Raw genomic sequence first — 21,141 nt, 5'->3', positions numbered from 1 at the left:
AACCCTAAATTAACGTTTCCCACCGGATTTCTTTTTGTCTGCTGTTTTTGATTTGGCAGCAGTGGCTTTTTTCTTTTTTGGAGCTGTTTCTTTAATCATATCTTTGAGAGAGTCTTTCATAATATTGCAGCGTTCTTTCAGAATTTTGTACTCAGGTTTGTTAGCGCAAATATCGATGGTAATATCTAAGAAATCTCGAGATTCCTCCGCTTGGTCTATCTTCATCAAGCTATCTGCTATGTAGTAAGGAGGAATGGGGTTTTGGGGCTCCGCATCAAAAGCAAGGAAGAAGCCGAAGGCTGCTTCATTGTACATTTTGAGCTGATGATAGCATGAGCTTAAGCCTAGGATATACTTGTAGCACTGAGGTTTTGAAGCTGTAAGAATTTGGAAAAGACCTATGGCTTCGTTGTATTTCCCTTGGGAATAGAAGGTGTAAGCAATTGTGTAAATCTCTTCTAACAAAACGTCGGATAGACCTAAGATCTGCTGAAGAGTTAATCCCTCACCAAGACCATGTAAGATGTCTGACAAAGCTTTCTTTGTTTCTTCTTCTGTAGGGACTGGATATTGCTGTTCTAAATCATTAGCCTTAGCTTTTTTTTGTGCAGCAAGCTCAGCGAGTCGGCTACGTGTTTTTTTGTTAAACGAGGCTGATGGCTTTTTAGAATTATTAGAAGTAGGCTTGCTCATTAATATAATTCCTAAAATTAAAATTATTTAATTCATAAATCAATTTTAAAATTAATTCTTTTGAAAAGACAAGTTATTAATTGAATGTAATTTATAGTCTTTATAAATAATTATTTCATAAACTCTTCTTATAGAGGGTCTTGTTAATTATAAAAATTAGGTTTCTTGACATTAGTTTTTTAGTATTTTACTTTTTGCTTTCGCAAGACCCTTGATTAGAATTTACTATGAGTTCAAGAAACCCTATTCAATTACTCGATACGATCACTATCAATCAGATAGCTGCAGGAGAGGTTATTGAAAACTCTATATCTGTAGTTAAAGAGTTGGTAGAGAATGCCTTAGATGCTGGGGCGGATGAAATAGAGGTTGAAACTCTAGGAGGAGGGCAGGGGCTAATTGTTGTAAAAGATAATGGCTGTGGAATGAGCTCAGAAGATGTTGCTCTTGCTCTTAAGCGTCATGCCACGTCAAAAATCGGTGAGTTTTCCGATGTCTTTTCTTTGTCGAGTTTCGGTTTCCGTGGGGAAGCTCTCCCCGCGATAGCTTCTATCTCTAAAATGGAAATTCTTTCTTGTCCTAGAGCGGGAGAAGGCTCTAGGACAATTATCCATGGGGGAGAGATCGTTACATCAGAAGCTAAGCCACGTCAGGTAGGGACGACAATTTCTATAGATTCGCTATTTTACAACGTTCCTGTACGTCGGGGATTTCAAAAGAGTCCTCAGACAGATCGGATGGCTATGAGAAAGCTTTTGGAGAATAGAATTCTATCTGTAGAGAATGTGGGCTGGTCTTGGGTAAGTGAAAGGCAACAGGAATTTCATATTTTCAAGCATCAGGGATTTGCCGAGCGCGTAGCTTTTGTCATGGGAGAGGGCTTTATGCAGGAAGCCTTACGTGTGGATAAGGGGGGCAATCTTGTACGTGTTGTCGGTTTTTTAGGTTCTCCGGGCTTTCACAGGCCTACACGTTTAGGACAGAGAGTTTTTATCAATGATCGTCCCGTGGACTCTACGTTTATATCAAAAAAAATAAGCGAGGCTTATTCCATGCTTTTGCCTCCACAAAGGTATCCTGTTTTTGTTTTAAAACTGTATCTTCCTCCCGAGTGGTGCGATTTCAATGTGCATCCTCAGAAAACAGAAGTGAGGATTCTTAGAGAAGAATTTGTTGGGGAATTCCTTTCAGAGACAATAGGAGAGGTTTTAGCGCGCCCTCAAGAGGTCTCTGTTTTTGAAACAGCTTCTACGTTGCCTGCGCTACGCTTTTTTGATGAACAGCTCCCTGAAAGTGCTTTAGAAGGGCTGCAGGGTTCTAATGTTTTGCCGGTAGTAAAATTGACGCCATCTTCCTCTGGATCTCTTCCTTTCTTGGATAGGGAGCCAGATCCCTTGCCTGTAGATAGGCAAACACAAATTTCTTGGGGAGCTTCTCAAGAAGTGCGTTTTTTAACTTCTCTAGGGAAAATAGTTCTTGCAGAGGACTCGGAAGGTGTTCATGCTATTTTTACAGAATCGGCTAGAAAACATTTGTTTTACCTATCTTTAGTAGAAAACCATCAACATAACTATAAAAGTCAGTCTTTTTTAGTCCCTTTATGTTTGGAGGTGACGCCTCAGGAGCGTATTTTCCTCTCATCTCATATCGAGGAATTTAAGCTGTTAGGAATAGAGATTTCTCAAATGGGTCCTTGTGTATTCTCCATTGAAAGTGCTCCAACATTTATAGGTGAGGAAGAGTTGAAATTGTGGATTCTCTCCTTGGCAGCAGAGAGTGCCAAAGTGGATAAAAGAGCGATGACTCTTTTAATTAAAGAGGCTTTAACACAGACCATCTTTTGTAAAACACTGAGGGCATTCGATATTTCTTGGTTATCTTTGCTTTGGCAACTAGGTAAGCCGGAAAAAGCATTTGACGGCTCACAAATACGCCGATTAGTTTTAGATGAGGATTTTATTAAGGAGTAAATTATGTTCCAAGATCGCGTAGCTAGAGCGCAAGCAGCTCTTGCAGATTATGGTATAGAGGGGTTTATCGTAGAAAGAGGAGAAGATCTTGCGTATTTTCTTGGAGATAAAGTAACCACAGGAACCCTTCTCATAGGCAAAGATGAGGTAGTGTTTTTTGTTTATCGTATGGACAAAGAGCTCTATGCTGATCTTCAGGGGCCCTCTCTTGTATTTTGTGATAGAAACATCGCAGAATTTCTTCTTCCCTATCTTAAAACAACTGCTTATCAAACTTTGGGCTTTGATAGCCTCCATACTTCATATCAAAGATACCAAGAAAGAGAAAATGCTTCATGCTCTTGGGTGCCTATAACGTTATTCACGGAAAAATTACGCAGTATAAAGTCTGCAGATGAAATAGAAAAAATGCGTCAAGCAGCCACTTTGGGCTCTGAAGGGTATGACTATGTTCTCTCCGTATTGCAAGAGGGGATAACAGAACAAGAGGTTGTGCGGCTCCTTCGTGTATTTTGGGCTAAAGCTGGTGCTGAAGGGCCTTCATTTTCTCCGATCGTGGCTTTCGGCCATCACGCTGCCTTCCCTCATGCTGTTCCCACGGATAGGGAGTTGCGCAAGGGGGATATTGTGCTTATTGACATAGGCGTTCTGTATCAAGGATACTGCTCGGATATGTCGCGTACAGTAGCTTGGGGACGCCCAGATACACGTCTTATTGAAAGTTATCCTGCAGTCGTAAAAGCTCAACAAGCCGGGATGAAATTATGCCGTGCCGGAGCTCTATGTCTAGACATTCATAACGAAGCTGCCCGCGTATTAAGAGAATACGGGCTCGAGGAATATTTTTGCCACGGCGTAGGTCACGGCGTAGGAAGGAATATTCACGAATACCCCCAGCTTTCTCCAAAATCGGACACAGCTACCCTAGAAACCGGAATGACAGTTACTGTGGAGCCCGGAGTCTATTTCCCAGGGATCGGAGGCATACGTATCGAAGATACAGTCCTGATAGATGGTAATAAAAATTTTAGTTTAACCAGCCGTCCTGTGTCTACGGAGTTAGTTTTCTTATAAAAGTATTTACTCCTTGTTTTAATTATTTTTTAATGTTAACGCTAATACTTTTGTTTGTATAAATTGATTTTTTTTCTGTAATCGGTTATCTTATAACTTTATTTTTAGCTTATTTCTACTATGCACCACCTTTTTTCGATAGGACACTGCCTGATAAGTATTGCTGCTTTGCTTTGGATGGTGTGTGTGGCTCCGAATCACCTGGAAAGCCTGTACAGTGTTTCTTTGAAATTTGATGGGTTGAAGGGGAAGCAAAAGACATTACCTATGGCTCAGGATGTTTCTTCAGGGATTTGGGCTTTAGAGTCGCCGGAGCTTAGGGAAAGATTACCAGATCTTAGGCAGGAGCTTGTGTTTTTAGGGAGCAATAAGCGTCCTGACGCTTGTGGAGGCAAGTTTTTTTTAGAGTTTGCTACCTCCAAGGATTCCTATGTGGCTAGTGTGAATGAAAAAGTCTATGTCAAGGTACTTTCTTCTCCTGAGGGAGGGGTATTCACCTTTAGTCCTAAGGGGGAACCCACAGATTTATGGTTAGAGTGCCGTCCTTTGAGCATGGATAACCGTATAGAAGTCAAAGTCCGTTTAAAGGGAGTCAATGGGGAGCTAGTTACCTCTCCTAGAGAGCGCGAGACCTTATTTTTAACGTCTCCTGCTAAGGGATTAGAGTCTTGGGAAATCGGTGGTATTCGTGTAGATGCGAGTTTCCCTGTGAAGCAAAAGATTCGTCGTATAGGGAGTGACAAGTTTCTTCTAATGCACGGGGGAGCGGATTATGCTGATAAAGCTGTTAAAGAGCGTGTAGATTTTGTTTCTTTATCTGATGAGAACTATAGCCGTTACCTTGCTGTTGGGGATGTTTTGCTTTGGGATGGCGATCGTTGGCAGACTTGTGGGGAATTTAGAGGAGAGAGTTCTCAGGCGCCTCTATTAGAGGTTAAGAAAATAGATGAGAAAGTCATGGTGATCGAGCTGTGGAATGTTGGGGGAACATCCCATCAGTCCATGAGTTTAGTAAAAGGCATGAGTTCCCCAATAGAGATTGCAGAGATCGTTAAGGAATTTGAATTTGTGGGGATGCGTTCTTGGTCCCGTCCTATTATACAAGCTGGGGGACAAAGGATGATTCTTTCTCCCGACGATTGGGTAGTATATACGGGAAAAACTTGGGAGAAGATCTCTCGCAAAGAGCAGCTGGAAGACTATCTTTCAGGAAAGACTCAAGGGCCGTTACTGGTTTTTGATAAATTAGAAAAAGACTCTAGAGAGTTTGTTGTGCGTGCTCACGTATTTAACGCGCAAAGAACACTAGTAGAGACTGTGACATTACCGCTAAAACAAGGTTTTGATTCTGGAGCCGCCTCTACGAAAGAAGAAGCACGTCCCGGAAGGCAGCCTCTTATAGGTGGTGAAGGAACCAATCGTGGGGGATCATAAATGCGTTTTTTGCGTAGTCCTTTAGTTTATCTTTTCGGATTGTCAGGTTTGGCGTGTTGCGTGCCAAGCTTAGCTTTGACTATTTCGGAAAAAGCTGCGTCCTTAGAAAAAACCGGAGATTTTATAGACAGTTCCCCTGGGCTCGCTTCATTCAATGCGGATATGAAGGAGTACAATCTTCAGTTAAAAAATCTTTACGATGAGGCTGCAGCTTTACGAGAGTCCGGATGTGAAGACGAAGCGCGCTGGAAAGAGCTTCTGCATAAGCTGGCAGAGGTTAAAAAGCAAATTAAGCATATAGAGAATCTCTGGTCAGCAGAGATTCGCGAAAGGGGAGATAATCCTGATGATTATGCCTTATGGCATCATCCTGAAACGACAATTTACAATTTAGTTTCTGATTATGGTGAAGATAACGTCATTTACTTGGTCCCTCAGGATATCGGATCGATTAAAGTTTCCGCATTATCAAAATTTACTGTTCCTAAAGAGGGTTTTGAAGAGTGTCTTACGCAGTTGCTAACACGTCTTGGTATAGGTGTGCGTCAGATAAGCCCATGGATAAAAGAGCTCTATACAACGCATAAAGAGGGTTGTGGAGTTGCTGGAGTCTTTTCTTCTAGGAAGGATTTAGATTTACTCCCTGCAACTGCTTATATTGGCTATGTATTAAACTCGAAGAATATCGATATACGAGCTGATCAGCATATCTTAAGAAAGTTTGCTAACCTTGATACAACGCATATTGATCTTTTCGGAGGGAAGTTGTGGGTATTCGGTTCTGTTGGTGAGATAGGTGAACTCCTTAAAATTTATGATTTCGTCCAAGAAGATAGTGTTCGTCAGGAATATCGCGTTGTTCCTTTAACGAAGATAGAAGCTTCGGAGATGATTTCTATTCTTAAAGCCGCTTTTCGAGAAGATATCACTAAAGAGGACAATGATGAGAATCTTGGTCTTAAAGTTGTTCCTCTACAATATCAAGGGCGCTCTTTATTTTTAAGTGGTACAGCGACTTTAGTTCATCAAGCGATGGATTTAATTAAAGATCTTGAAGAGGGGATTGAGAACCCTACAGACAAAACTGTCTTTTGGTATAGCGTGAAGCACTCCGACCCTCAAGAGCTTGCAGTATTGCTATCTCAGGTACACGATGTCTTTGCAGGGAAGGAAGGGGGATCTCTTGCTTCTCAGGAATCTATGCTAAAGGAAGCGACTTCTACGATACATATCGATACATCTTCCGCAGGAACTGCAAAAGAGGGTTCTGTAAAGTATGGAAATTTCATTGCAGATTCTAAGACGGGCACCTTGATCATGGTCGTGGAGAAAGAGGCTTTACCCAGAATCAAGATGTTATTGAAAAAGCTCGATGTGCCTAAAAAGATGGTGCGTATAGAAGTTTTGCTTTTTGAGAGAAAGCTTTCTAACCAGCGTAAAGCAGGGTTAAATCTGTTAAGACTTGGCGAAGAGGTTTGTAAAAAATCATCAATGGGGATTTCTTGGGCAAGCTCAGGGATTTTAGAGTTTTTATTTAAAGGCAGTACGGGGGCGTCTTTAGTCCCGGGTTATGATCTTGCCTATCAATTTTTAATGGCTCAGGAAGATGTACGTATAAATGCGAGTCCTTCTGTTGTGACTATGAACCAAACTCCCGCAAGAATTGCCATTGTAGAAGAGATGTCGATAGCAGTCTCGGCAGATAAGGAGAAAGCTCAATATAACCGTGCTCAATACGGAATTATGATTAAGATGCTTCCTGTTATTAACGTGGGTGAGGAAGATGGGAAAAGCTACATTACCCTAGAGACGGATATTACCTTTGATACTACAGGAAAAAATGCTAACGAGCGTCCTGATGTTACTCGACGTAATATCACCAATAAAGTGCGTATTCCTGATGGTGAGACGGTAATCATTGGGGGGTTACGTTGTAAACACGTCTCGGATTCTCAAGATGGCATTCCTTTTCTTGGGGAGATTCCCGGAGTAGGGAAGCTTTTTGGGATGAACTCGACCTCGGATAGTCAAACAGAAATGTTCGTCTTTATCACTCCGAAAATCCTCGATAATCCTGCTGAGAAAAAAGAGCGCCACGAAGAAGCTGTTCTTTCTTCGCGTCCTGGAGAGAATATTGAATTTCGTAAAGCCCTGTTTGCTGGAGAAGAAGCCGCAAAGGCAGCGCATAAAAAATTAGAACTGATTTCTGCCATAGAACTACCCGCGTCTCAAGTAGAGGGGCTAGAGTACGATGGGCGATAAGGTTGTGCTATCTCAGGAGCTATTGAATGCTCTTCCCTATTCTTTTTTAAAGAAGCACTGCCTTCTGCCGTTAAAAGAGCAGGAAGACAGTGTGACGATAGCTTATGCAAAGACCTCCTCACTCATGGCAAAAGACGAAGTGCAGCTGCTTATAAAAAAGCCTGTGCTTTTTGTTCTTAAAGACGAAACAGAGATTATACAGAGTTTACAAAAGATTTACTCGAATTTAGAGGGGAGGGCCTCCGACATGCTGTTAAGCATGAAAGAAGGCGATACCTCGCCAATAAATGAAGAGGAAGATCTTTTAGAAAGTACTGACCTTGTTCCCGTTGTACGCTTTTTAAATCTGATTTTGAAAGAAGCAATTGAAGAACGTACCTCAGATATTCATTTTGAACCTTTAGAAGACTCTCTACGCATACGCTACCGTATAGACGGCGTTTTGCATGATCGTCATTCTCCACCAGCCCATCTGCATTCAGCATTAATCACTCGGATTAAAGTATTGGCAAAAATGGATATAGCGGAACACCGCTTGCCTCAAGATGGGAGAATAAAAATCCAAATAGGTGGTCAGGAAATCGATATGCGTGTGAGTACCGTTCCTGTAATCTATGGTGAACGTGTTGTTCTTAGGATTTTAGATAAGCGTAATGTGATTTTAGATATCTCGGGATTGCACATGCCTAAAGATATCGAAAGTTCTTTTAAAGAAGTGATTGCTGTTCCTGAAGGGATACTTTTAGTTACAGGCCCTACGGGGAGTGGGAAAACAACAACGCTCTATAGTGTGATCCAACATCTTTCAGGACCTTTTACCAATATCATGACAATAGAAGATCCCCCTGAATATAAGTTATCAGGAATAGCGCAAATTGCTGTGAAACCAAAGATAGGTCTATCGTTTGCTTGTGGTTTAAGACATTTATTGCGTCAGGATCCCGATGTTTTAATGGTTGGAGAGATTCGTGATCAAGAAACGGCGGAAATTGCTATACAAGCCGCGCTAACAGGGCACCTTGTTGTCAGCACATTGCACACTAATGATGCGATTTCTGCAATTCCCCGTCTTTTAGATATGGGAGTAGAGCCTTATTTATTATCAGCAACAATCGTTGGTGTTGTTGCTCAGAGATTAGTGAGAAAAATCTGCCCTCATTGCAAGCAGCAATGCGCAGCAGATGTCCAAGAACGGGCATTTCTACAGTCTATAGGACAAGATCCGGATATCCCCTTATATCGCGGAGAGGGGTGTTCTCACTGTTTCCGATCAGGATATAAAGGACGTCAGGGAATTTATGAATTTCTACATCCCGATACAGCGTTGCGTTCTGAAATCGCTATGCATAAACCTTATCATGTATTGCGAGAGCATGCTGAGAAGAAGGGATTTCATCCATTACTAAGACATGGAGTTGCTTTAGCGTTGTCGGGAGAGACAACGCTGTCAGAAGTATTCCGTGTTACGAAACGGAATGACTAGGGGAGGATGAGGATATGCCACGATATCGCTATACCTACCTCAATGCAAAAGAACGACGTAAACAAGATTGGCTGGAAGCACTACATATTCAAGAAGCAAGAGAAAAGCTCGCGCAACAAGGAGTGCAGTTGCTCTCTATTCGGGAAGTGCCCCCACGTCGCGTGCGAGTAAAAAATAGTGAACTGATCATCTTCTCAAAACAGATGCTTCTTCTTCTTCGTTCCGGATTGCCTCTATATGAAAGTCTGTCCTCTCTTAGATATCAATATCAGGGACAGAGAATCTCGGGATTGCTCACAGCATTCATGGAAAATTTACGTTCGGGAGGGTCATTGTCACAGGCAATGGCAGCCTATCCCGATGTTTTTGATACTTTTTACCGTAGTGCTGTTCTTGCTGGAGAAAGTGTGGGGAATCTAGAAGGGTGTTTGCAAAACATTATCGTTGTTTTAGAAGAACGCGAGCAAATGTCTAAAAAGCTGATGGCTGCCCTGAGCTACCCAATAGTGCTACTCGTATTTTCAGTAGCTGTAATTCTCTTTTTCTTGATGGGGGTAATTCCCTCTTTGAAAGAGACATTCGAGAATATGGAACCTAACACACTGACTTCTATAGTGTTTAGCCTTAGCGATTTTGTGTGTAACTACAAATATTTCCTTCTTGGAACTCTGGGATTAGGAATCGCAGGATTGGCGGCTACACGACGTAAACCCTTTTGGAAGAAATGGTTTGAGAAAACCCTATTTTCACTTCCTGGAGTGAAGAAGTTCTTCATCAAATTAGGGTTTAGCAGATTTTGTTCCGTAGTTTCTGCGATTCTCCGCGGTGGAGGGACGCTAATAGAAGGATTAGAACTAGGTTGCGGAGCAGTTCCCTATGCCATGTTGCGTGAGGATATGAAACAGATGATACACGCTGTTATCGAGGGAAGCTCATTAAGTAAAGAATTAGCAAAACGGCCCTGGGTGCCGAAATTAGCCTTAGGCATGGTCTCATTAGGAGAGGAATCTGGGGATCTTGCTGATGTATTAGGACATGTCGCGCATATTTATAATGAAGATACCCAAAAAACACTAACCTGGATAACCTCGTGGTGCCAACCGATTATCCTTGTGTTTCTTGGAGGGATTATAGGGATTATTATGTTGGCGATACTTATCCCGCTAACAAGCAATATTCAAATTTTATAGAACAAACAGGGCAAAAGTTATGAAAAAACAAAAACGCAAACAGTCCATCACATTAATCGAGATGATGGTTGTTATCACATTGATCGGTATTGTTGGAGGAGCTTTAGCTTTTAATATGCGCGGTAGCATTCAGAAAGGGAAAGTTTTCCAATCAGAGCAAAATTGTGCCAAAGTTTACGACATCTTAATGATGGAGTACGCAACTGGAGGAAACTCTCTAAGAGAGATCGTAGATCAGAAAGAATCTATTCTTGAAGGTGCTGCGTGGTGCAAAGACGGGAAGAAATTGCTGAAAGATGCTTGGGGAGAAGACATTATAGTAAAGCTCAATGATAAGGGCGATGATTTGATAGTCTTTTCAGAGAAGGCATCAGGGACAAATAGCAAGCGTGGATAGAGATAGCTATGACGCTTCGTAAAAAAAGAGTTAAGCGGAGTTTTCTGCTTATAGAGGTATTGCTATCACTGTCATTAGTTTGTCTCGTGCTCATGCCCTGCATTCATTTTTACTCTGGCGTTCGTAGATCTATTGAAGACGATATTGTTAATTTGCAGTTGCCCGCTGTAATTGATAATTGTTTTTTTGCTGTTGAAGATAACATGCGAGAGCAAATGCTTAAGGGAAATTTTCCCACGTCGGGATCTGGAGAGCTCTCCTGTGTTGTTTATACGAGTCAGGGAAAAGGGATACGTATCCCTTATGTATATTCTGTAGATATTCGTAAGGGAATGCGTATAGAGGCTAACATTGTCAAAGCATGTTTCGCAGATGTTGTCATCGAGATTTTCCCTAATCAAAAATATACAACGTCCGTGCAAAGAAGCGTATGCGTAGTAACATAATATCCGCAAAAAAAAGGAAACGGTCCTTCTTCTTGATGGAAGTTCTGGTGTCCATAACCCTACTTGCCCTGCTCTTTAGCGTTTTAGGGTTTTGGCAAAGGCAGATGTTTTGCTCTAGTAGACGTAATGAACGTGTCTATAAAACCTTCTTACAGGAAAACTACGCCTATAAAAAATTGCGAACGGTATTTTGTGCGACATCACGTATTGAAGATATTCCCGGAGCACTATGTTCGGTAGTTTTTGATCGTGGAGTATATCGAGATCCTGAGCTTGCCGGAGAAGTCGCCGGCTCTCTATACTATCATCAAAGTCAAGGTAGACTAGAACTACAAATACGCAGTTTGCGCAATCATACTAAGATAGAAACCGCATTACTTTTAGATAACGTCTCGAAAGTCGATATTGTTCCTCAAAGGAACACGGGAGATCAAGAGCTCCCTGAGAGAATATTGATGGTGATTCATCGGAGCTTCCCTAAAGGGAATGATCGTGTGTTGACATACCAATTTGCGTTGGGGAAATAGCTATGCAGTCTTATATTTTCACTTTACTATGCCTGGCGTCCCTGGTTTCTATGGTATCTTTTGATGCTGTAAATGCGAGAAAACGTTGTGTTTGCTCACGGATTATTGAAAATAGTGAGACTCTTTTTACTGCTCAACGTTCTGCATGTGCTGAAGTGGAATATCAGGAAAAGTCTAAAAAGATCTCTGCCATAGAGAAGATTTCTAAAGATGAGGAGATTTCTTCTGCGAAAAAGACAGCAAAGGTAGCGACTAGGAAAAAACGTAAATACCGCCTTTTAAAAGTGCCGTTTTCACGACCACCAAATAACTCTAGGTTTAACCTTTATGCTCTCATGCAAGAATCTCCGGAAGAGTATGCTGATCCAGCATCTTGGCATGCGATATTTGTCCGTTTGTTAAGACGTGTTTACGTAGATACGGGATCCGTACCCCCAGGATCCGAATATGCCATTACCGAAGCTTTGCTAAGTAAAAGAGCAGAAATCCTAGAGGGGGGGAAAATGTTCGGCCCTGATGTTATTGAGACTCTGACTCTTCCCTCTCAAGAAGCGGATATTCTCTACACAATGCTCCGTGGTTCTAAAACAACGCAATCTCTTCTAAACTTCCTTCATTATGAGGAAAAGGCACAAGGATTGATCAAGTTAAACCTGATATTTGCCGACCCATTACTTTTAGAAGCTGTTGTAGATCATTCCGTTGCCTGCCAAGAGTTAGAAGCTCTTCGTGGGGGAATTTGGGAAAGTGTGAAACGTCAAGAACAGTCTATTCAAGAGCATGGGGAGGCCGCAGCTTTAGAATTATTTAAAACACGTACGGATTTTCGTATGGAATTGAGAGATAAAACCCAGGTTCTTCTCTCTCAGTACGATCTACTCGCCCTACTAAATAAAAAGGTCTTTGACTTCACATTAGGAAGCGCCGGAGACTACATTTATCTCACGGATCCAGAAACAGGAGCTGTTTCTCGATGTCGTTGTTCTTCAAAGAGTAATAAATTATAATTAAAAATTTCTTATTTATTTTAAAATAATTTTTTTGATACTTATGTATATAAGTATTTTTTAAATAAAAAAAGATTTTTTAAAGGTAAGGCCATGGCAGATGAGACACCAAAAGAAAACTCTTCTTCAAAAGAGTCGTCCTCTCAGTTTGAGTCTTTGAAGCGTAAGGTGAAGGGTTTGCACGCCAATCCTAAAGTAGGAAGAATCAAGAAGTTCCTTTCTCATCACGCTCGCGAAGCTATTAGTGGAGCGTTAGTACTATTCGGTATTATTACTGATTTTGTATCGTGGGTTGGAGGCCTATTTGTCGCCTGTGGTGTGGTATTAAGTTTTTATCCTGAGATCCGCGCTGTTTTGAAAAATCTTCAAAGCTACTATGCGAAGAATGGTCCTGCGAAGAATGCTATCCTTTGCAGCTTACTGTTATTTTTCCTCTTAAATATCTTTCCCTTCACATTATCCTTTTTAGTCTTATGTTTGATTCTTGTTTTACTTGGAGATAACAAAGACGATAAGAGTAGCAACTCTCAAAGACCTCTTTAAATCTAGAGCCACGTTAGCGAAAGAAGCTGCTTAATTTAAGCAGCTTTTCGCTGCATTTCTATATTTTTCTACAGTCAGTGTTGTTTTAGAGACTTCTTGTTATAGAACTTTAGGGTTCGATCCTAAAAGGATGATGGGGGCCTCTTTAAACCATGCTAATGTGAAGTAGTCGATTTGTTTGACTATGAACCACCAGGAAAGAGTTAGGAACAATAGACCCATGAAGGCTTTCAAAGCAGAAAGCAGGTAGATAACCTGCACCTGTGGTGCCATCCTATTGATAATTCCTAAGAATAGGTCGGACATGAGCATCGCTACCGCAGCGGGAGCGCTAAGCTGAATAGTCATAATAAGACAAAGCTGACACATTTTGATTAGTGTTATCCAAATGGGTGCGTCTAAGGACATCATCTCCATAGGGAGAAACTTATGAATAGGAATGATCTCTAGAGATTGCAATAAGATCGTTAAAACGATCCTATGTCCTCCAGAAAGCCAGAAAACTATAGTAACAAAGTAGTGATAGAAGATCCCATGAGGGGATGTTTGTTCAATAGAAATTAGTGATGTAGCTCCTTCTAACCCCTGAATACCTTGTTGGTTGGTAATAAAGGATCCTGCAGATTGCGCAGCATAGAAGGGAAAAGAAAGAATAAAACCTATTAACGTGCCTATGCAAAGCTCTTTAACAATGAGGATGTAGAACATATCATCATCTAGATAATTTGCGATATGGGTGTTCATCAGCACCTTAGGGAAAATAATCGCCACCCAAGACAGGGCAATGCCTATTTTAATAGGCGCGGGAAATAGCTTTCCCCCAAGGAAAGGAACAATAGCAAATACAGGAAGTAATCGAGCTAAAAGAAGCAAAAAAACACTCCATACATAGGCTGGAGGCTTTTGCAATATGTAATCAAGATATGAAGAACCAAAAACAGAAACAAGCTCTGGTAAAGAGATTGCCATAGCTGTTTATTTCCATTTATAAAAGTTTTGGAAGATTTGAGAGGCAAAACGGAAAATCATACTGCTTAACCATCCTCCAGAAATCATTAAGGTCCCAAAAATCACAACAAGCTTAATAGCAAAGGCAAACGTTTGCTCCTGGATTTGCGTTGCGGCTTGGAAAATGGCAACCATGATACCCACAATAGAAGCAAGGATAATAGGAGGCGCAGAGATAATCAAAATCAGTAACAATGACTGATATGAATACTCAAAGAGCATAGATTTAAAGCTTGCAGCAAGTGTTATCACGGCATATCCCTATTTAAAGCTAATCATGAGACCTTGAAGTAATAACGTCCAACCATCCACCATCACAACAAGAAGTAATTTTAAGGGTAGCGAAATAGATAATGGAGAAAGCATCATCATTTGCATAGCTACTAAAACGTTTGCTGTGACTAGGTCGATCACAAAAAACGGTAGATAAATTAGAACGCCAATTTCAAAAGCATTTTTAATCTGCCCCATAATAAAAGCAGGAATAATAATCACGAAATCCGAAGCTGTCATATGCTCACGGATCTCTTGGGGAAATGTTTTTTGAGAAATCTTATAGAAACTTTGGATCTGAGCTTTTGGCGTATTGCGTATTAAGAAGGATCGCAAAGGTTCTTTAGATTTATTCAATGCTACGAAAACAGTTTCCGCTCCTTCTGCGGAGAATAAATCTCTAGGAATGGCATTTCCTTGTATCTCTTTCCTCGCGTCGTTGTACATAGCAACTCCCGTAGGGAACATCACATAAATAGAAAGAATCAATGCTATGCCGTTAAGGACCTGGCTGGGAGGTGTCTGCTGAACTCCCAGAGCGTTCCTTAACAGAACGAGAGTAATGATAATTTTTAAGTACGATGTTAGCAACATCACCAGGAAAGGCGATAACGCTAGGAAAATTAAGATAATTGCTTGTGTTGTTAGATCCGGATACGTATCTGAAAAACTTCCTGCGGAAAGATGCTCTTGAGGAAGCACATCATTAGCAGTTACCCTCTCTCGGAAAGCCGGTTGAGGATAGGTTTTCTTGACCTCAGGTGGTTGAGCAATTGCCGACAGTTCTGTAGATTGAGGGGGGTTACAGCGAGAAGAACAGGATGAATCGTAAGCATCTGCAAAACATGACGGTGCGCTCAAGATAAACATACAAAGGAAAGTACGAAAAATGGAACGCATGATGTCAAATACCTTTATTCTTGCTTGCCCTGAGCTTCATCTGCAGGTGCTTGTTGCTTAGGTTGAGCTTCATCTACAGGATTCTGTTGTTTTAGTATAGTAGAGAACGCTTTTTCTAAAGCAGCTAATTGTACATCCAATTGAGCATTTACAATACCAGCTTCTGTCTCTATAACACAACCCCCTTGGGTAATATCAGTTTTGGGGGCAATAATTAAAGTGTCAGCATACTCGACAATTTTTTTCAATTCGGGACGGTTTTGCTCAACAATGGGAAGATCTTTAGGATTTACGTGAATGATAATTTTTTTATGTTGCGTAAGCTCTTTTAGTGCTTTGGCAATGATAGAGACTATCGCTTCAGGATGGATTTCTAATTCTTTACCGAGAATTTTTTTCACACTAGCAATCGCTAAAGGAACAAGAGCTTCCTTAACCTTATTACGAAGATCATGGGTTTCTTTTTCTAAATAAGCAAGCTGGGAACTCCATTGTTCACTGCCTTCTTTGAATCCTTGATCTTTAGCTTCTTTACGAAGTACTTCGCATTCTTGTTTTGTTTCGTTAGTGTAAGATTCACTATCTTCTTTTATTTTGTCTAAGAGTTCTTTAGCGTCAAGCAGAGCTGAAAAAGCCTCAGGAGAAAGGATTTTTTTATTCGGTGCGACTTCATCATGTTTAAAAATCAAACTAAAAAACTTCATTCATTTGACAGCGTGGAAAATCCCGAGATTTTTACATTTAGGGAGGAAACGCTGCTCCTTCTTTTTGTTGTTTTAATTCCTTATTATTAACACTTGACTCATACGCAAGGAGAAAGAGAAAGACTCTTTATTCTATGTTTATTTCATGCTCTGAGTTGTGGAGATCTTATTGTACTAAGATCTTTATGCATAATTCTAATTGGCTCTTAAAATAATCACAGTGAGGATGCTCATAAGATTTTCGTAGAGCTTGTTCAAAAATATAACCCCGACCGATATCCAACCTACGTAGAAAATACCAGAGGAAAGAGGCATCTTCTTTTGCCAATGCTACAGCAAGAAACTGCAATCCCTGTTTGTGAATAAAATTGCGGAAATCATTATCCTTCTCCCAAGAAACTAGAAATTCCGTTGTTTCAAGATGTTTCATAGGATGTGATTGGCAATAAGAGAGAAACAGTTGTTCTGTAGGAGAGAGGATCTTATGGACACGATCGATAATCACCTTATCAACAATGTTTTTCAGTTCTTTTGCTACGGAAAATAGTCCTAAGCAATTAATCAGGGTCATTTTCGTCGTTCCTGAATAATACAACATAGCATTGAACGGCGAAGGAGGAAGAAATATCTCTTCGGTAATTCCTGGAGGACGGATTTTTTTGCTCAACATATCTAATAGATAGAAAGCTCCGAAATTAGAGCAACGTTGTTTCGCAATGGAAATATTCGGAAGCAGAGGAGCTAATTCTTGAGTTAAAGAGTCTGGTAGCCAAGAGAGTAGTTGGCTTTGTATTACCTCAGGGAATTCTTTAATAGCTACGCTAATCCATGAAGGATGAATTGTCGCTAACCAGCACATAGTAAAAGATAAAGAATTTAGAGGAATATCCTCATGGTGCGTAGGCGCGACTAGGAGATTTTCCGGCAAAAAATTTGCAAGATCATCCTCTTTGGAATACTTCATTAAGATGTTTAAAGTTCCGAAAGTATTGGCGGTCACTAGACCTCCTCATTTTCTTCGTTTCCTTCTGCTTCCTCTGGTGCATTGTCTTTAGGACCTTCTGCTTCCTCTTGATGAGGTTGCGCAGCTCCTTCTTTTTTCTCTCCAGCACCTTCTTCAGGTTTCTTAGCTTCTAAGGCAACTTTAGAATATGGAGAGGGATCGAAGAAACCTTTAGCTCCACCTAAGGAAAGAATCAATGTATGTGTTTTCCAAATTACCCAAAGCAATCCGCAAGAGATCACGAATAGGGTAAGTATCAAGAAGTAAAAGATAAGACGGAATTTACCTAATGAAGATTTCGCCAAGATGATTCCCCATACGGAAACGTAGTCGATTTCATCGGATAATCCCCAAGGACCATTAATAGTAATATCACTATAAGAAGCGCGGTCACTAATAACTGAAACATTTTCTGTAGAAAGACCTGGAACAGCACTAGCAACTAATCGTTTGATCTTAGAAACCATAATGCTATTAGGGTTATCTAAAACTCCACGATGCTTGATATACACTGAGGCTGTTAAAGGAAGGTTATCTTCAGCGTCTGTTGTGAAAGAGATCTGTACGCTAGCATCTACAATCCCATCCATCTTTCTAATAGTAGAGGCCATTTGCTCGGAAAGACCTTCTTGATAACGGATCTTCTCTTGCATTTCTGATGGAACAAGACCTTGCTTGGCGAATAGGTCTAAGAGGCTTGTTCCCTTCATACGAGGAAGACCAGCCTGATTTAAAATTGCTAAAGCTTCGGTAATTTGTGGAGCGGGAACGGAAATATCCCATAGCTGTTCAGTAGCAGCGCCTCCTGTAGAAGCTGCAGCTTGTGGTTGTTTTTGTGCTGCGACGCCCTTGCTAACAAGAAGAACGACAATCTCATTAGCTTCCCTTCCTGGAAGGCCATGAACGATTAACGATCTGCTGTTACAGCTTGTACAGCAAAATAAGGTCATTACAAAGAATAAGCACCAAGAAATAGAACTACGAAACATAACCCACGCATACCTTTTTACTCACCATAACAAAAGGGGGGATTAGTGCCAATCGTGAACATTAAACAATAAATATGTTTCTGATTTCTATCTATATGTGACGATGGAAACTCTTTTAATAACGTTATAGTTATACAAGTTTATATCTAAAAAAGACGAATGTAAACAAAGCAAATGCAGACTAATTCTGCATTTTTGCTACATCAGATTGTTTGTTCTCCAGATTATGCAAGACGATATCTGCATTGAAACTAGAACGAACAAAAGGTCCTGCATAGACAAAAAGCCCTAAAGACGTTCCTATTGTACGGTAGTAATCAAAAGTCTCGGGAGTAACGTAGCTTTTTACTGGTATATGTGATCGGGAAGGACGTAAATACTGTCCTATGGTGACGATTTTCACTCCGTGATCTGCAAGATCTTTTAGCGTTTGTTTTACCTCGCTTTCCTGCTCTCCAAGACCCACCATAATTCCTGATTTAATCTTAAGATCAGGGAGATACATAGCCGCTTGCTCTAACATAAATAAAGAACGACGATATGTTGCTTTATGACGTACTACAGGTGTGAGACGTTCAACCGTTTCCACATTATGATTATAAATGGTTAATCCTGAATCCAATAGTGTGTGTAAAGCATCAATGTTTCCTTGAAAGTCTGAAGCTAATACCTCGACAGTAGATTCTGGAAGCTCTTGATGTAGAGTATCAATAATACGCACGAGAAAACTTGCACCGCCATCTTCTAGATCATCACGGGCTACCATGGTTAAAACAATATGCTTAAGCTGAAGAATTTTTGCTGATTCTGCAATTTTTTGAGGTTCTTCAGGATCAGGGGAGATAGGCTTTTTCGTGAAGTCAATGTTACAGAAACCACAACGTCTTGTGCACGCATCTCCTAAAGCTAGATAGGTTGCTGTCTTTCTTGACCAGCAACATGCCCGATTGGGACATAGAGCTTCTTCGCATACCGTGGCCATTCCCGTGCGCTTTATCGTTGTATCTGTTTGGGCAAAGACTGGACCAGTAGGTAAAACTTGCCTTAGCCATTTGGGAAGACGCTCGGCGAAACGTTTACCTTGTGGAGGTTTTCGTGTTTCATCGGAAGGTGTATTCATAGTCGTGGAGGAGGCAGGTGTAGAGGATGGTTTGTTGCTAATAGCGCACTTTCTGACCAAATTTCGGCAAGTGTTGGGTGGGCATGGATAGTCTCATAGATACAGGGTAAGGTCAGTTCATTACGTACTGCCAAGGTCATTTCTGCAATTAATGACGCTGCATGAGGACCTACAACGTAAGCACCAAGAATCTGTTGTGTAGTTTCATGGCTAATAATAGCTGCAAAGCCGTCAGCTTCTGCCATGGCAACGGCCTTCCCAATAGCTTTAAACGGAAACTTCGTAAGTTTTGCAGGGATATTTTGTTTTTGAGCTGCCTCTAAAGAAAGGCCTACCATGGCGACTTCTGGGAAGGTAAAGATCACCGCAGGAACTGCTGAATAATCCATAATTTCATTATGGCCCGCAGCATTTCTACCCGCAACAATTCCTTGATGAGAAGCAACGTGAGCGAGTAACCATTTTCCTGTGATATCTCCAATAGCAAAGATATTGGCAACATTGGTTCTCATCATTTCATCTACAGGAATGACACCGCGCTCATCGCGAATCACTCCAGCATTGTCTAAACCAATGTCTGTAGTGTTGAATTGACGTCCGATAGCAACCAAAACATATTCGTATTCTTGTGGCTGATCATTCACCGTGATTTTTACTCTATCACCAAGGTCTTCCAGCTGGTTAATAGATGCCCTAGTGATTACCTGAATTCCCCGCTGTGAAAACTTATCTAGCATAGTTTTGGAAATGTCAGCGTTGTTTACGGAAAGAATTTGATCAGCAACTTCTATTATGGTGACTTCCACTCCTAAAGTGTTGAAAAGAGAAGCAAATTCACAACCGATAACACCACCGCCGATGATCGCTAGTTTTTTAGGAAGCTCAGTTAGGTTTAAAATGCCTGTTGAGCATAAGACGCGGGATGAAAAAGGAACTCCTGGGAAAGGACGCGATTCTGATCCAGTAGCTATGATAATATGTTTAGCTTTGATTACTGTAGTATCTTGACCTTTAACTCTTACCTCTGTGGATGAAATTAAAGATCCTCGACCGTTCAATACGGTAATTTTATTGCTACGTATAAGCCCTTCTAATCCCTGACGTATGCCATTGATGACAGTGTTTTTTCTTTGGACCATTGTGGGGTAATCTACGGAATAACCATCAATATGTATTCCGAATTGTTTGGCATGTTTAATTTGAGAAACAATACCAGCGCCTACTAATAGCGCTTTCGATGGAATACAGCCACGATTTAAACACGTGCCTCCGGCTTGTTGTTCTTCGATAAGTGCGGTCTTTAACCCTTGTTGTGCTGCAGTAATTGCTGCAACATAACCTCCAGGTCCAGCACCAATAACAACACAGTCAAAATCTGTACTCATATTCTATTCCCAATTCTCGTAAGTATCGAAATTTAAAAGTCCTTAAGAAGATCTTTTTTAAGATGCTAGGTCGTAATATTATTTTATGACGAGCTTTTAGCTTATTCTAGATCTAAAGATTAATTTTCAGCATTGATTTTTTCCCAATAGAAATTATAATTTAAGTTATGTACTGTAATTAGTCGTAGTGTGTAGAAATCGACATAATAAGAAGCTTTCTGTTTTTTTGTATTAAATCCCAATTTTGGGGAAGGTAGGTTACCATGCCATTTGCTAAAGAAGCAGATATGCAGCGCACGTGTTGGAAGTGTGAGGGTAGCGTATCCATGCATATGCCCCAATGTCCTTACTGCAGTGCGTTTCTTCAAGATCCTCCGGTAGCTTCGGGAGGGTTTTCTTCATGCCATATTTCTTTTCCAGAAGGTTCTACAAAGGGCGAGTCTGAAGATCTTTTTGCGGTTTCTTCAGAAGATTGGGAAGCTGTTCTCAGCGATCAAAATACTTTCCAAAAGCCTACGGAACAATCTGAAGCAGATTGGAACTGGTTACAGCAGTGGCCACTTGTTGCCTTATTTTTAGGCGCAGGATTTTTAGCCTTTGCTTTGATTATTCTTTTATTTGCTACAGATGCTGGGTTGACTTTGACATGGCCTAAAAACCGTGCCTATCTTTATGGAATTATAGGCGCTGTATTTGCCTATCGTGGATATTTGAAGCTTTCTCAAGAATAAGA

The 21,141-nt window shown here is 40.8% G+C and carries 21 protein-coding genes; 12 read left to right on the top strand and 9 right to left on the bottom strand.

What is annotated here, in order from left to right; all coding sequences use genetic code 11:
• Positions 1-9 precede the first annotated feature (9 nt).
• Positions 10-693, bottom strand: a complete 684-nt coding sequence (locus CCA_RS04790) for a SycD/LcrH family type III secretion system chaperone (protein ID WP_011006904.1) — start codon at positions 691-693, stop codon at positions 10-12.
• Between the two features lie 227 nt (positions 694-920).
• On the opposite strand from CCA_RS04790, the gene mutL reads away from it, so the two are divergent.
• The 11 genes from mutL (at position 921) to CCA_RS04735 (ending at position 13,026) form a co-directional block, all read left to right on the top strand.
• Complete coding sequence (gene mutL, locus CCA_RS04785) at positions 921-2,663, top strand: DNA mismatch repair endonuclease MutL (RefSeq protein WP_011006903.1); 1,743 nt, start codon at positions 921-923, stop codon at positions 2,661-2,663.
• A gap of 3 nt (positions 2,664-2,666) precedes the next feature.
• Entirely contained in the window at positions 2,667-3,737 is a 1,071-nt protein-coding gene (locus CCA_RS04780) for a M24 family metallopeptidase (RefSeq protein WP_011006902.1), read from the top strand.
• 120 nt (positions 3,738-3,857) lie between these two features.
• Entirely contained in the window at positions 3,858-5,171 is a 1,314-nt protein-coding gene (locus CCA_RS04775; RefSeq protein WP_011006901.1) for a hypothetical protein, read from the top strand.
• Positions 5,172-7,433: a secretin N-terminal domain-containing protein gene (locus CCA_RS04770; RefSeq protein WP_011006900.1), complete on the top strand. Its 2,262-nt coding sequence runs from the start codon at positions 5,172-5,174 to the stop codon at positions 7,431-7,433. It abuts the gene before it with no gap.
• Positions 7,423-8,916, top strand: a complete 1,494-nt coding sequence (locus CCA_RS04765) for a GspE/PulE family protein (protein ID WP_011006899.1) — start codon at positions 7,423-7,425, stop codon at positions 8,914-8,916. Before CCA_RS04770 ends, CCA_RS04765 begins: the two co-directional genes overlap by 11 nt.
• 14 nt (positions 8,917-8,930) lie before the next feature.
• Complete coding sequence (locus tag CCA_RS04760; protein WP_011006898.1) at positions 8,931-10,106, top strand: type II secretion system F family protein; 1,176 nt, start codon at positions 8,931-8,933, stop codon at positions 10,104-10,106.
• Positions 10,107-10,125: 19 nt separating this feature from the next.
• A complete protein-coding gene (locus CCA_RS04755; RefSeq protein WP_011006897.1) occupies positions 10,126-10,503 on the top strand; it encodes a type II secretion system protein in 378 nt (125 codons plus the stop codon).
• Positions 10,504-10,511: 8 nt separating this feature from the next.
• A complete protein-coding gene (locus tag CCA_RS04750) occupies positions 10,512-10,949 on the top strand; it encodes a hypothetical protein (RefSeq protein ID WP_011006896.1) in 438 nt (145 codons plus the stop codon).
• A gap of 35 nt (positions 10,950-10,984) precedes the next feature.
• Positions 10,985-11,476, top strand: a complete 492-nt coding sequence (locus CCA_RS04745) for a DUF1494 domain-containing protein (protein WP_238374164.1) — start codon at positions 10,985-10,987, stop codon at positions 11,474-11,476.
• Positions 11,477-11,478: 2 nt separating this feature from the next.
• Complete coding sequence (locus tag CCA_RS04740) at positions 11,479-12,483, top strand: hypothetical protein (protein ID WP_011006894.1); 1,005 nt, start codon at positions 11,479-11,481, stop codon at positions 12,481-12,483.
• Between the two features lie 93 nt (positions 12,484-12,576).
• On the top strand, positions 12,577-13,026 hold the full coding sequence (locus tag CCA_RS04735; RefSeq protein ID WP_011006893.1) for a hypothetical protein: 450 nt from the start codon (positions 12,577-12,579) through the stop codon (positions 13,024-13,026).
• 99 nt (positions 13,027-13,125) lie between these two features.
• Here CCA_RS04735 and CCA_RS04730 read toward each other — a convergent pair whose 3' ends face one another.
• From CCA_RS04730 to lpdA, 8 genes are all read right to left on the bottom strand, one after another.
• Positions 13,126-13,995, bottom strand: a complete 870-nt coding sequence (locus CCA_RS04730) for an EscT/YscT/HrcT family type III secretion system export apparatus protein (protein ID WP_011006892.1) — start codon at positions 13,993-13,995, stop codon at positions 13,126-13,128.
• A 6-nt stretch (positions 13,996-14,001) separates the two neighbouring features.
• Positions 14,002-14,286 (bottom strand): type III secretion system export apparatus subunit SctS, encoded by a 285-nt coding sequence (sctS, locus tag CCA_RS04725; RefSeq protein WP_011006891.1) that lies wholly within the window; start codon positions 14,284-14,286, stop codon positions 14,002-14,004.
• A gap of 9 nt (positions 14,287-14,295) precedes the next feature.
• Entirely contained in the window at positions 14,296-15,207 is a 912-nt protein-coding gene (gene sctR / locus CCA_RS04720) for a type III secretion system export apparatus subunit SctR (RefSeq protein ID WP_011006890.1), read from the bottom strand.
• A gap of 14 nt (positions 15,208-15,221) precedes the next feature.
• Entirely contained in the window at positions 15,222-15,911 is a 690-nt protein-coding gene (locus tag CCA_RS04715; RefSeq protein WP_011006889.1) for an HrpE/YscL family type III secretion apparatus protein, read from the bottom strand.
• Positions 15,912-16,077: 166 nt separating this feature from the next.
• The gene (locus CCA_RS04710) at positions 16,078-16,911 is read right to left on the bottom strand and encodes a hypothetical protein (RefSeq protein ID WP_011006888.1); all 834 of its coding nucleotides are present in this window, start codon (positions 16,909-16,911) and stop codon (positions 16,078-16,080) included.
• The gene (sctJ, locus tag CCA_RS04705; RefSeq protein WP_011006887.1) at positions 16,911-17,903 is read right to left on the bottom strand and encodes a type III secretion system inner membrane ring lipoprotein SctJ; all 993 of its coding nucleotides are present in this window, start codon (positions 17,901-17,903) and stop codon (positions 16,911-16,913) included. The genes CCA_RS04710 and sctJ overlap by 1 nt, the downstream gene beginning before the upstream one ends.
• A gap of 181 nt (positions 17,904-18,084) precedes the next feature.
• Positions 18,085-19,023 (bottom strand): lipoyl synthase, encoded by a 939-nt coding sequence (gene lipA / locus CCA_RS04700; RefSeq protein ID WP_011006886.1) that lies wholly within the window; start codon positions 19,021-19,023, stop codon positions 18,085-18,087.
• On the bottom strand, positions 19,020-20,408 hold the full coding sequence (lpdA, locus tag CCA_RS04695; protein WP_011006885.1) for a dihydrolipoyl dehydrogenase: 1,389 nt from the start codon (positions 20,406-20,408) through the stop codon (positions 19,020-19,022). The genes lipA and lpdA overlap by 4 nt, the downstream gene beginning before the upstream one ends.
• 263 nt (positions 20,409-20,671) lie before the next feature.
• Here lpdA and CCA_RS04690 point away from each other — a divergent pair, with 263 nt between their 5' ends.
• Positions 20,672-21,139, top strand: coding sequence for a phage holin family protein (locus tag CCA_RS04690; protein WP_011006884.1), 468 nt, complete (start codon positions 20,672-20,674; stop codon positions 21,137-21,139).
• Positions 21,140-21,141: the final 2 nt, after the last annotated feature.

Source organism: Chlamydia caviae GPIC (genome assembly GCF_000007605.1).
Classification (GTDB): domain Bacteria; phylum Chlamydiota; class Chlamydiia; order Chlamydiales; family Chlamydiaceae; genus Chlamydia; species Chlamydia caviae.
Note: the sequence above shows the minus strand (reverse complement) of the source record. Positions and strands in the feature narration are given on the sequence as shown.

Bases quoted from the DNA above. Each gene is read 5' to 3' on its own strand.
- CCA_RS04790 (WP_011006904.1), bottom strand. From the start codon at position 693: ATGAGCAAGCCTACTTCTAATAATTCTAAAAAGCCATCAGCCTCGTTT.
- mutL (WP_011006903.1), top strand. From the start codon at position 921: ATGAGTTCAAGAAACCCTATTCAATTACTCGATACGATCACTATCAAT.
- CCA_RS04780 (WP_011006902.1), top strand. From the start codon at position 2,667: ATGTTCCAAGATCGCGTAGCTAGAGCGCAAGCAGCTCTTGCAGATTAT.
- CCA_RS04775 (WP_011006901.1), top strand. From the start codon at position 3,858: ATGCACCACCTTTTTTCGATAGGACACTGCCTGATAAGTATTGCTGCT.
- CCA_RS04770 (WP_011006900.1), top strand. From the start codon at position 5,172: ATGCGTTTTTTGCGTAGTCCTTTAGTTTATCTTTTCGGATTGTCAGGT.
- CCA_RS04765 (WP_011006899.1), top strand. From the start codon at position 7,423: ATGGGCGATAAGGTTGTGCTATCTCAGGAGCTATTGAATGCTCTTCCC.
- CCA_RS04760 (WP_011006898.1), top strand. From the start codon at position 8,931: ATGCCACGATATCGCTATACCTACCTCAATGCAAAAGAACGACGTAAA.
- CCA_RS04755 (WP_011006897.1), top strand. From the start codon at position 10,126: ATGAAAAAACAAAAACGCAAACAGTCCATCACATTAATCGAGATGATG.
- CCA_RS04750 (WP_011006896.1), top strand. From the start codon at position 10,512: ATGACGCTTCGTAAAAAAAGAGTTAAGCGGAGTTTTCTGCTTATAGAG.
- CCA_RS04745 (WP_238374164.1), top strand. From the start codon at position 10,985: ATGGAAGTTCTGGTGTCCATAACCCTACTTGCCCTGCTCTTTAGCGTT.
- CCA_RS04740 (WP_011006894.1), top strand. From the start codon at position 11,479: ATGCAGTCTTATATTTTCACTTTACTATGCCTGGCGTCCCTGGTTTCT.
- CCA_RS04735 (WP_011006893.1), top strand. From the start codon at position 12,577: ATGGCAGATGAGACACCAAAAGAAAACTCTTCTTCAAAAGAGTCGTCC.
- CCA_RS04730 (WP_011006892.1), bottom strand. From the start codon at position 13,995: ATGGCAATCTCTTTACCAGAGCTTGTTTCTGTTTTTGGTTCTTCATAT.
- sctR (WP_011006890.1), bottom strand. From the start codon at position 15,207: ATGCGTTCCATTTTTCGTACTTTCCTTTGTATGTTTATCTTGAGCGCA.
- CCA_RS04715 (WP_011006889.1), bottom strand. From the start codon at position 15,911: ATGAAGTTTTTTAGTTTGATTTTTAAACATGATGAAGTCGCACCGAAT.
- sctJ (WP_011006887.1), bottom strand. From the start codon at position 17,903: ATGTTTCGTAGTTCTATTTCTTGGTGCTTATTCTTTGTAATGACCTTA.
- lipA (WP_011006886.1), bottom strand. From the start codon at position 19,023: ATGAATACACCTTCCGATGAAACACGAAAACCTCCACAAGGTAAACGT.
- lpdA (WP_011006885.1), bottom strand. From the start codon at position 20,408: ATGAGTACAGATTTTGACTGTGTTGTTATTGGTGCTGGACCTGGAGGT.
- CCA_RS04690 (WP_011006884.1), top strand. From the start codon at position 20,672: ATGCCATTTGCTAAAGAAGCAGATATGCAGCGCACGTGTTGGAAGTGT.